Genomic DNA, 9,455 nt, shown 5'->3' on the forward strand with positions numbered 1-9,455 from the left:
GCTTGAGGCCCGGAGCGGAGTCGAACCGCTGGCCAGACGTTTTGCAGACGTCCTCCCGACCCGTCGGGATAAGGCTCCGGGCCGCGCGGCGCACGGCCGGGCGGGGATGTCGCGGGTGATGCGTGCGCTCGGAGGGACTCGAACCCTCAACACCCGGCTCCTCAAGCCGGTCCGTCTTCCAGTTGCGGCACGAGCGCGTGCCATGCGGTTCGCATCGCGGCGGTACGGGGATGCGGCGGTGCGTGCCCTCGGTGAGATTCGAACTCACACTGGCGGCGTCCTGAACGCCGGGCCTCTGCCGTTGGGCTACGAGGGCTGGGTGCGTGCGGCTGAACGCGAAAAACCGCCCGGGCCGGGATCTCCCGGGGGGCGGCTCGTGGTCCGACGCGTGGGTCGGGTCAGCGCGGGGCGGCCTCCGGGAGCGTGAGCAGGCACAGGCATCGAAGGTCGCGCGGTCGCACGTGCTCGCGGGCCATGATGTCGCCTCCTCTCCTCGCGGCGGGTCGCCGGACACGAGTGTTCCGGGCGGCGGCCACCGCGCGCAACGGGTTTTCGCCGGCGGGTCTGGGTGACGTGCACCGGAGCTTTGGGGAACCCCGCGATCCACTCAGGACCCAACACAAGACCGTCCGCCGGAGCGTCAGATTATGTTGGATCCCGTCGCGGACAACGCAATCAGTGCCCTGACCTCGACCCTTCAAGGTACAGCACTGATTCAGGTTGCAGTTTGAATAAGAGTCCTTGACAAGGATGTCATCTCACGGTTGGCTGCGAGCTATCGCTGTTTGTTCGCGTTCGAAAATCACTGCAATAGTTCGGACTTGTCGGGGACCTGCGGGGTAGGGCGACCCCTCGGGGAACGGGCAGGTCCGGCCGCTCGGGCGGCGCGCACCCACCACACCACCACCACGGCGCGCCGTCGCGACTCCATCCGCAAAGACGCACCTTGGAGGCAGCTCGTGACTTCGCACAACTCCTCTTCACCCACCAACCCCGGCCACGGCGAAAACCCCACACACCGTGCCGATCCGGCGAGTCCCCTGTTCGGTCGACGCTCGCTGCTGCGCGGAGCGCTGGCCGTCGCCGGAGTGGCCGCCCTGCCCGCGCTGTCGGCGTGTTCGTCCTCGAAGTCGGGCGGCGGGAGCGAGGCGAGCAACGCCGTCTCGTTCGGCTCGAACGCCGCGGTTCCGGAACCGAAGGGCGCGTACCAGACGCTGTTCGCCGCGGCGAAGAAGGCGACCGGCCTCGACATCAACGTCAACTGGGTCGACCACAACACCTTCCAGCAGAACATCACCACGTACCTGCAGGGCAATCCGCAGGACGTTTTCAACTGGTTCGCCGGCGAGCGCATGCAGTACTTCGCCGGGCAGGGCCTGGTGAGCAACGTCAACGACGTCTGGGACAAGATCGGCGGCTCCTACACCGACGCCATGAAGGCGCAGTCCAAGGGCTCCGACGGCAACTACTACTTCGTCCCCTTCGACTACTACCCCTGGGCCGTGTTCTACAGCAAGAGCCTGTGGGCCTCGAAGGGCTACACGGCGCCGACCACCTGGGACGAGTACATCGCGCTGGCCAAGAAGATGAAGGCGGACGGGCTGATCCCGATCGCCTTCACCGACAAGGACGGCTGGCCCGCGATGGGCACCTTCGACTACCTCAACATGCGCATGAACGGGTACGAGTTCCACATCAACCTGATGCGCACCGGCCAGGGATGGAACACCTCGAAGGTCTCGGCGGTCTTCGACCAGTGGAGGCAGCTCATCCCGTACTACTCCCCCGGCTTCCTCGGCCTGACCTGGCAGGAGGGCGCGAACCAGATCCTGAACAAGCAGGCCGGCATGATGGTCCTCGGCCTGGACCAGATCGGCACGATCTTCACCGGCTCGAACGCGGACGACCTCGGCTTCTTCGCCTTCCCAGAGATCGACCCCGCGAACGGGCAGGACTCGGTGGAGGCGCCGATCGACGGGTTCATGGTCGCGAAGTCGCCGAAGAACGCGGCGGGCGCGACGAAGCTGCTCGAGTACCTCGGCACGGCCGCCGCGCAGCAGCTCTGGCTCGGCTCCAACCCGGCCGACATCGCCACCGCGTCCGGCGTGGACACGAGCAAGTACACCAAGCCGCAGACGGCCGCGATCTCGCTGATCAACAGCGCGAAGCACCTGTCGCAGTTCATGGACCGGGACACGCTGCCGAGCTTCGCCGACCCGGTGATGCTCCCGGCGATCCAGAAGTTCCTGTCCAGCCCGGGCGAGGCCTCCTCGATCCTGAGCAACATCGACGCGCAGGCCAAGACGATCTGGGCGACCAACGGCTGAGTGCAGGTCCCGATGACCGGCTATCCCCGCGGGCGCGCGCCCGCGGGGATAGCCGGCGTGGAAGGAATGTGAATCGCTTTGGCTGTAACCACGCTCTCCCAGCCCGCCGCCCGCCCTCGGCGCCGTCGGCTCAAGCGCTACACGAAGCGCGACCGGGCCGCGCTGACCCTGATGGGCGGCGTACCGCTGCTGCTGTCGCTGGCCTTCGTCTGGCTGCCCGCGCTCGCCACCGTCGCACTGTCCTTCTTCAACTGGACGGGCATCGGCGGCTTCTCCGACATGAAGCCGGCGGGGGTCAACAACTACCGCATCATCTTCAGCATCTATCCCGAGTTCCCGCCGGCCATCGAGCACAACCTGCTGTGGCTCGTCGTGTTCTTCGTGATCCCGGCGCCGTTCGGGCTCTTCCTCGCCCACCAGCTCAACAAGCAGCTGCGCGGCTCGCGGGTCTACCAGTCGATCCTGTTCCTGCCGGTCGTCCTCTCGCTCGCGCTGGTCGGCTTCATGACCGAGCTGGTCTTCTCGCCGACGCAGGGGCTCGTCAACAACCTGACCGGGCACGCGGGGCAGCACAACCTGATCGACTGGCTCGGCGATCCGAGCCTCAACATCTGGGCCGTGCTGATCATGGCCTGCTGGCGGCAGACCGGCTACGTCATGATCCTGTTCCTGGCCGGGCTCAAGTCCGTCGACCCCTCGCTGCAGGAGGCGGCGTCGCTGGACGGCGCGAACGAGTGGCAGTCGTTCCGGCACGTGGTCTGGCCCGCGCTGCGGCCGATCAACATCGTCGTCGTGGTGGTCACGGTCATCGAGTCGCTGCGCGCGTTCGACATCGTCTACATCATCAATCAGGGCACGAACGGCCTCGAACTGCTGTCCACGCTGATCACCGCGAACATCATCGGCGAGACGAGCCGGATCGGCTTCGGCTCGGCGCTCGCCACCATCCTGCTCGCCATCTCGCTCGCCTTCGTGCTGCCGTACGTGTACACGACGTTCCGGAAGGACACCCGGTCATGACCGCCGCGACCGTCACCGGAAGCCCCACCGCGGCCGACGCCGCCGCGAGCGCGCCCGGCAGGAGGAGGCGGCGGCTGCGCCCGGCCCGCGCGTTCCTGCACGCCTTCCTGATCGCCACGTGCGTCGTGTGGATCGCGCCCGTGCTCTACGCGCTCTACACCTCGCTGCGGCCGTACGCGGACACCGCCAAGGACGGCTACGTCTCCGTCGGCGGCCACTACAACCTCGGCAACTACACGAACGCCTGGAACGAAGCCGACCTGCCGCTGTACTTCAAGAACTCGGCGATCATCACCATCCCGGCGCTGCTGATCACGCTGTGGCTGGCGAGCATGGTGGCGTTCGTCGTGGCGCGGCACAGCTTCAAGTTCAACCTGCTCATGCTGATGATCTTCACGGCGGGCAACCTGCTCCCGCAGCAGGCGATCATCACGCCGCTCTACAAGCTCTACATCACCATCCCGCTGCCGTCGTGGCTCTCCGACTCGGGGCACCTCGACGACTCGTTCTTCGGCCTGATCCTGATCCACGTCGCGTTCCAGACGGGGTTCTGCGTGTTCGTGCTCTCGAACTTCATGCGCACGGTGCCGAACGAGATCACCGAGGCGGCGCGGGTCGACGGGGCCTCGGAGTGGCGGCAGTACCGGCAGGTCGTGCTGCCGCTGTGCCGGCCGGCGCTCGCCGCGCTGGCCACGCTGGAGTTCACCTGGATCTACAACGACTTCTTCTGGGCGACGGTGCTGATGCAGACCGGCTCCAACCGGCCGATCACGGCGGCGCTGAACAACCTCACCGGCCAGTTCTTCACCGACAACAACCTGATCGCGGCCGCCTCGATGATCGTGGCGATTCCGACGCTGGTCGTCTTCTTCGCGCTGCAGAAGCAGTTCGTCTCCGGGCTGACGCTCGGCGCCAACAAGGGCTGACCGCTGCGGCGGGCAGGGGCCTGATCCCAGCCGATCGGGCCGATCAGGCCGCTGCCGGCATCGGGCCGCCGACGGATTCGGCGGCTCAGGCCTCTGCCAGCATCAGGTCGCCGACGAGTTCGGCGGCCGTCTCCCGGGCGTCCTCGGACAGCCCGGAGTCCGTGATCCACAGGTCCACGTCGGAGAGCCGGGCGAAGCCGGCCAGGCCGGTCAGACCCCACTTGGTGTGGTCGGCCACCGCGATCACCCGGCGCGCGGAGGCGACCAGCGCGCGGTTGGTCTCCGCCTCGGCCAGGTTCGGCGTGGACAGGCCCGCCTCCGGGGAGATGCCGTGGCTGCCCAGGAACACCGAGTCGAAGTGCAGGCTGCGGATCGCGGCGTCCGCGACCGGGCCGACCAGCGCGTCGGAGGGGGTGCGCACGCCGCCGGTGAGCACGACGGTCGGTCCAGGGCCGCCGTTCGGGCTGGCCGCGGCGTAGAAGCGCTCGGCGATCCGGATGCTGTTGGTCACGACGGTGAGCCCGGGGACGGCGGTGAGCCGTCCGGCCAGCGCGTACGTCGTGGTGCCGGCCGACAGGGCGATGGCGCTGCCCGGGCTGACCAGCGCCGCGGCCGACTGGGCGATCGCCTCCTTGAGCGCGGTGTCGCGGTCCGCCTTGGCCTCGAAGCCCGGCTCGAAGGCGCTGGACTCGCCGACCGCGACCGCGCCGCCGTGCACCTTCTCCAGCTGCCCGGCACGGGCCAGCGCGTCGAGATCGCGCCGGATCGTCATGTCCGAGACGCGGAACCGGTCCACCAGCTCCGTCACCCGCACCCCGCCGCGTTCGCGCACCTCGCGCACGATGGCGGCCCGGCGCTGCCCGGCCAGCAGGCCGCGTTCGCTGTCAGTCTGCGTCACGCCACTATGCTATCCCTTGTGCGATTACGTTTGACTACGTTTAAATACGAGGCATGGAGGGAGCGGTAGTGAAAAAGACCGTGATCACCCTGGCCGACGGCCGGGAGCTGTTCTATTACGACTCCGGCGACGGCGAGGCCCGCGGCGGGTACCCGGACCGGAGGCCGCTCGAGCCCATGCACCGGGCCGCCGAGACGCGCTACGACGAGGCCCAGGGCGAGTGGATCGCGATCGCCGCGCACCGGCAGAACCGCACCTACAAGCCCCCGGCCGACCAGTGCCCGCTGGACCCGACCCACGGCGACCGGCTCACCGAGATCCCGGCCCCCGACTACGAGGTGGTCGTCTTCGAGAACCGCTTCCCCTCGCTCGGCGGGCCGGACGGGGGACGCTGCGAGGTGGTCTGCTTCACCTCCGAGCACGAGAAGTCCTTCGCGGACCTCACCGAGGCGCAGGCGTCGCTGGTGCTCGAGGCGTGGACCGACCGGACCGCGGACCTGCTGGCCCGGCCGGACGTGCGCCAGGTCTACATGTTCGAGAACCGCGGCGAGGAGATCGGCGTCACCCTGGCGCACCCGCACGGCCAGATCTACGCCTTCCCGTACCTCGCGCCGAAGATGGAGCGCGCGGTCACGCAGGCCGCCGCCTACCGCGAGCGCACCGGCCGCAACCTGTTCGAGGACCTCGTCGAGCGCGAGAGCGCCGGCGAGCGGGTCGTGGACGAGAACGAGCACTGGATCGCCTTCACCCCCTACGCCGCGCGCTGGCCCTACGAGGCGCATCTCTACCCGAAGCGGCGCACCCCGGACTTCACGGCGCTGGACGACGCGCAGCGCGCCGCGTTCCCGTCGATCTACCTCAGCCTGCTGCGACGGTTCGACGGGCTTTTCCCGGCGCCGGAGGGCGGGGCGCCGAATCGCACACCGTATATCGCGGCCTGGCACCAGGCGCCCAAGCGGGCTCCGGGCGCGGCGACGGAGATCGCGCTGCACTGTGAGATCTTCACCGTCAGAAGGGCGCCGGGGAAGCTGAAGTACCTGGCCGGGGCCGAATCCGGGATGGGCGCCTTCGCCAGCGACACCACCCCGGAACAAGCGGCGCTTGCGCTCCGGAACGCGGGACGGTGAATACTGTGTCCATTAGGCGCGCGTTGACCGTGCCTCAGCAAGGTGGAGCTGAAGAAGGAGTAACGCCCAGTATGTCGATCGCTGCGCAGGAGTCCGCAGAAGAGGCACGGAAGCTTTTCGAATCCGTATACGCAGCCGCTCCGGCCGGGATCTTCGCGGCTCCCGGACGGGTGAACGTGATCGGCGAGCACACCGACTACAACGAGGGCTTCGTGCTCCCGATGGCCATCGACCGGTACACGGCCGTGGCCGCGGCGCCGCGGCTGGACGGCGTGCTGCGGGTCGTCTCCGGGCAGGGGGACACCGGCGTCATCGAGATCCCGATCGCGAACCTGGCGCCGGGCGAGCGCGCCGGCTGGGCCGACTACCCGGCGGGCGTCGCGTGGGCGATGATCGGCGCGGGCGCGCTGCCGGGCGACTTCAAGGGCGCCGACCTGGCGTTCTCCTCGCGCGTTCCGGTGGGCTCCGGCCTGTCCTCCTCGGCGGCGCTGGAGTGCTCGACCGGGCTGGCGCTCGCCGCGCTCGCCGGGAAGCCGATCTCCCCGGCGGAGCTGGCCCGGCTCTCGCAGTACGCGGAGAACGAGTACGCGCACGTGCCGTGCGGCCCGCTGGACCAGCTGTCCTCGGCGTTCGGCGCGGCGGACGCCGTGCTGCACATCGACACGCGCACGTTCGACATAGCGGTCCACCCCTTCGCGCTCGGCGAGGCCGGCCTGACGCTGCTGGTGATGAACACGAAGGTGCAGCACCAGCACGGCGAGAGCGGGTACGCCGACCGCCGCGCGGCCTGCGAGCGCTCGGCGCAGAAGCTCGGCGTGCCGGCGCTGCGCGACCTGAGCTTCGCAGACCTCGACCGCGCCGCCGCGGTGCTGGACGAGACCGAGCTGCGCCGGGTGCGGCACGTGGTGACCGAGAACGACCGCGTCAACCGCTTCGTGAGCCTGCTTCAGCTCGGCCCGCTGGAGGGCCCGCGGCTGAACTCGGCCGGCGAGCTGCTGACGGCCTCGCACGTCTCGCTGCGCGACGACTTCGAGGTCTCCTGCGCGGAGCTCGACGTCGTGGTGGACGCGGCGCTGCGCGGCGGCGCGCACGGCGCCCGGATGACCGGCGGCGGCTTCGGCGGCTGCGCGATCGCCCTGGTGTCCACGGACCGGCTCGACCGGGTCGCGGAGACCGTCTCCGAGTCGCTGCCGCAGGCCGAGCTGTTCACGGTGGTCGCCGACCGCGGCGCCTACCAGGTGCTCTGAGCGGCCGTCCGAACGGCCCGGGCGGGGCTCTGCGCGATGGCCTGTCCATGCTGGTTAACTGTCGGCATGAGCGAATCGCGTAGAGCTCCGTTCCCGTTCAACCCCTACGACAACCTGCCCGAGCTGCCGACGTTCACCGTCACGAGCACCGACGTCTCGGACGGCGTGCCGGTGCCGGCGGCGGTCTCCTCCAAGGCGTTCGGCGTGCCCGGCGGCGAGGACCTCTCCCCGCAGCTGGCCTGGTCCGGATTCCCGGCCGAGACCAAGTCCTTCGCCGTCACCTGCTACGACCCGGACGCGCCGACCGCCTCCGGCTTCTGGCACTGGGCCGTGGCCGACATCCCGGTGAGCGTGACCGAGCTGGCGACCGGCGCGGGCACGCCGGGCTCAGACGCGCTGCCGAAGGGCGCGCTCACGCTCGGCAACAGCGCCGGGTTCCCGGGCTTCGTCGGCTGCGCGCCGCCGGCCGGGCACGGCCCGCACCGCTACTTCTTCGTGGTGCACGCCGTCGACGTGGAGAGCCTCGGCCTCGACGCGGGCACCCGCGCCGAAGTGCTCGGCTTCAACCTGTTCTTCCACACGCTGGCCCGCGCCTACGTGGTGCCCACGTTCGAGGTCGCAGCGGCCTGAGACGCGGCGGTCCGCGGGGTTCGGTGACGCGAATCTCGCGGACCCGTGCCCGCGCAGGGCACCACGTGCGAGAGAATCTCGCGGACCCGTGCCCGCGCGCAGCCGCCACGTGGGAGACTGGGAGCATGTTGCAGCACGCCACGACGCTGGTGACGTTCCCGACCGGTTCGACCGAGGGTGCCTCCGCGGTGCGCGAGCTCGTCCCGCTGGGCACGCCCGAGCAGCCGGGCAGCGGGGTCGGGCTGATCGTGGACACCACGCCCTTCCACCCGGTGGACCACACCTGGCCCGACCAGCCGGGCGACAACGGGACCGTGCTGGTCGACGGCGTGATCTACCCCGTCGTCGACGCCGTGACCGGCGCCATCGGCCCGGACGGCCGGTTCGCGATCGGCGAGGACATCCCGGTCAAGCGCGGCGACGAGGAATGGACCTGGCAGGTCGTCCACGTGCTGGAGTCGGTCCCCGAGCCGGAGTCGCTGCTCGGCGCGAACGCCCAGCTGCGCGTGGACGCCGACCGCAGGCGCGCCCTGTCGGCCGCGCACACCGGCTGCCACCTGATGGCGCTGGCCCTCAACGAGGCCCTCGCGGAGCGCTGGCGCAAGTCCCCCGGCCGCGAGGACTCCTTCGGCCGCCCCGACTTCGACGCCATCGCCATGGAGTCGTCCCGGATGGACGAGCACGCCAGCACCGACCGCTACCGGATCGGCAAGTCGCTGCGCAAGAAGGGCTTCGACCCCGAAGGCCTCGCCGAGCAGCTGCCCGAACTGGCCGAACGCGTCAACGCCCGGCTCGCCGGGTGGATCGCCGCCGACGCGCCGGTGCGCATCGAGCTGTTCGGCGGCGAGAAGACCGCGGGCCTGACCGCGCGCCGGCAGTGGGTGTGCGACCTGCCCGAGGGCACGGCCTCCATCTTCTGCGGCGGCACCCACGTCTCCCGCCTCGGCGAACTCGGCGGCCTGCACTCCGAGCTCTCGCTCGCCGAGGACGGCACCGAACTGGTCGTCGTGACGGTGCCCAAGCTGCTCTAGGGGCTGTTCGTAGTTCGGATCATGTGGCTGGGGTGAGTGTCTTCAGCCACATGATCGATCCTCGCAGGTGGAGTCCGGCTTCGTAGCTTTCCGGGCTCTTGTCGTATCGGGTGGCAAGGCCTCGCCAGGTCTTGATCTTCTGGAAGCAGCGTTCGACGGTGTTGCGCTGCTTGTAGCGTCGGGTGTCGTAGGAGATCGGCCGTCCGCCCTTCGAGCCCTTCTTCTTCCGGTTCGCCTGCTGGTCGGCCT

General features: G+C 69.7%; 8 protein-coding genes, 2 tRNA genes and 1 pseudogene. 7 read left to right on the top strand and 4 right to left on the bottom strand.

The features are described from left to right. Nucleotides 1-123: 123 nt before the first annotated feature. Nucleotides 124-197 (bottom strand) — tRNA-Leu (locus KDK95_RS25680). 46 nt (nt 198-243) lie between these two features. Further along, a tRNA-Leu gene (locus tag KDK95_RS25685) sits at nt 244-316 on the bottom strand. Nucleotides 317-959: 643 nt separating this feature from the next. Between KDK95_RS25685 and KDK95_RS25690 the strand changes: the two genes are divergently transcribed. The 3 genes from KDK95_RS25690 (at nt 960) to KDK95_RS25700 (ending at nt 4,273) form a co-directional block, all read left to right on the top strand. Further along, complete coding sequence (locus KDK95_RS25690; protein WP_307844653.1) at nt 960-2,327, top strand: ABC transporter substrate-binding protein; 1,368 nt, start codon at nt 960-962, stop codon at nt 2,325-2,327. A 78-nt stretch (nt 2,328-2,405) separates the two neighbouring features. After that, a complete protein-coding gene (locus KDK95_RS25695) occupies nt 2,406-3,347 on the top strand; it encodes a carbohydrate ABC transporter permease (RefSeq protein WP_249161881.1) in 942 nt (313 codons plus the stop codon). Further along, entirely contained in the window at nt 3,344-4,273 is a 930-nt protein-coding gene (locus KDK95_RS25700) for a carbohydrate ABC transporter permease (protein WP_212520859.1), read from the top strand. The genes KDK95_RS25695 and KDK95_RS25700 overlap by 4 nt, the downstream gene beginning before the upstream one ends. 85 nt (nt 4,274-4,358) lie before the next feature. Here KDK95_RS25700 and KDK95_RS25705 read toward each other — a convergent pair whose 3' ends face one another. Then, nucleotides 4,359-5,171 (bottom strand): DeoR/GlpR family DNA-binding transcription regulator, encoded by an 813-nt coding sequence (locus tag KDK95_RS25705; protein WP_307844655.1) that lies wholly within the window; start codon nt 5,169-5,171, stop codon nt 4,359-4,361. 68 nt (nt 5,172-5,239) lie between these two features. On the opposite strand from KDK95_RS25705, the gene galT reads away from it, so the two are divergent. From galT to KDK95_RS25725, 4 genes are all read left to right on the top strand, one after another. Then, nucleotides 5,240-6,298, top strand: a complete 1,059-nt coding sequence (gene galT, locus KDK95_RS25710) for a galactose-1-phosphate uridylyltransferase (protein WP_212520860.1) — start codon at nt 5,240-5,242, stop codon at nt 6,296-6,298. Nucleotides 6,299-6,369: 71 nt separating this feature from the next. Beyond that, entirely contained in the window at nt 6,370-7,545 is a 1,176-nt protein-coding gene (gene galK, locus KDK95_RS25715; protein ID WP_212520861.1) for a galactokinase, read from the top strand. Nucleotides 7,546-7,611: 66 nt separating this feature from the next. Further along, entirely contained in the window at nt 7,612-8,175 is a 564-nt protein-coding gene (locus KDK95_RS25720; RefSeq protein WP_212520862.1) for a YbhB/YbcL family Raf kinase inhibitor-like protein, read from the top strand. A gap of 125 nt (nt 8,176-8,300) precedes the next feature. After that, the gene (locus tag KDK95_RS25725) at nt 8,301-9,206 is read left to right on the top strand and encodes an alanyl-tRNA editing protein (protein ID WP_212520863.1); all 906 of its coding nucleotides are present in this window, start codon (nt 8,301-8,303) and stop codon (nt 9,204-9,206) included. Between the two features lie 19 nt (nt 9,207-9,225). Here the strand turns inward: KDK95_RS25725 and KDK95_RS25730 are convergent. Then, nucleotides 9,226-9,455, bottom strand: a pseudogene (locus KDK95_RS25730) (IS5/IS1182 family transposase); the annotation flags it as partial.

Origin of the sequence: Actinospica acidithermotolerans (assembly GCF_018139625.1) — a bacterium.
Lineage (GTDB): Bacteria > Actinomycetota > Actinomycetes > Streptomycetales > Catenulisporaceae > Actinospica > Actinospica acidithermotolerans.

Excerpts from the sequence above, each read along its gene's own strand:
- KDK95_RS25700 (WP_212520859.1), top strand. The coding sequence starts at position 3,344 with ATGACCGCCGCGACCGTCACCGGAAGCCCCACCGCGGCCGACGCCGCC.
- galK (WP_212520861.1), top strand. The coding sequence starts at position 6,370 with ATGTCGATCGCTGCGCAGGAGTCCGCAGAAGAGGCACGGAAGCTTTTC.
- KDK95_RS25720 (WP_212520862.1), top strand. The coding sequence starts at position 7,612 with ATGAGCGAATCGCGTAGAGCTCCGTTCCCGTTCAACCCCTACGACAAC.
- KDK95_RS25725 (WP_212520863.1), top strand. The coding sequence starts at position 8,301 with ATGTTGCAGCACGCCACGACGCTGGTGACGTTCCCGACCGGTTCGACC.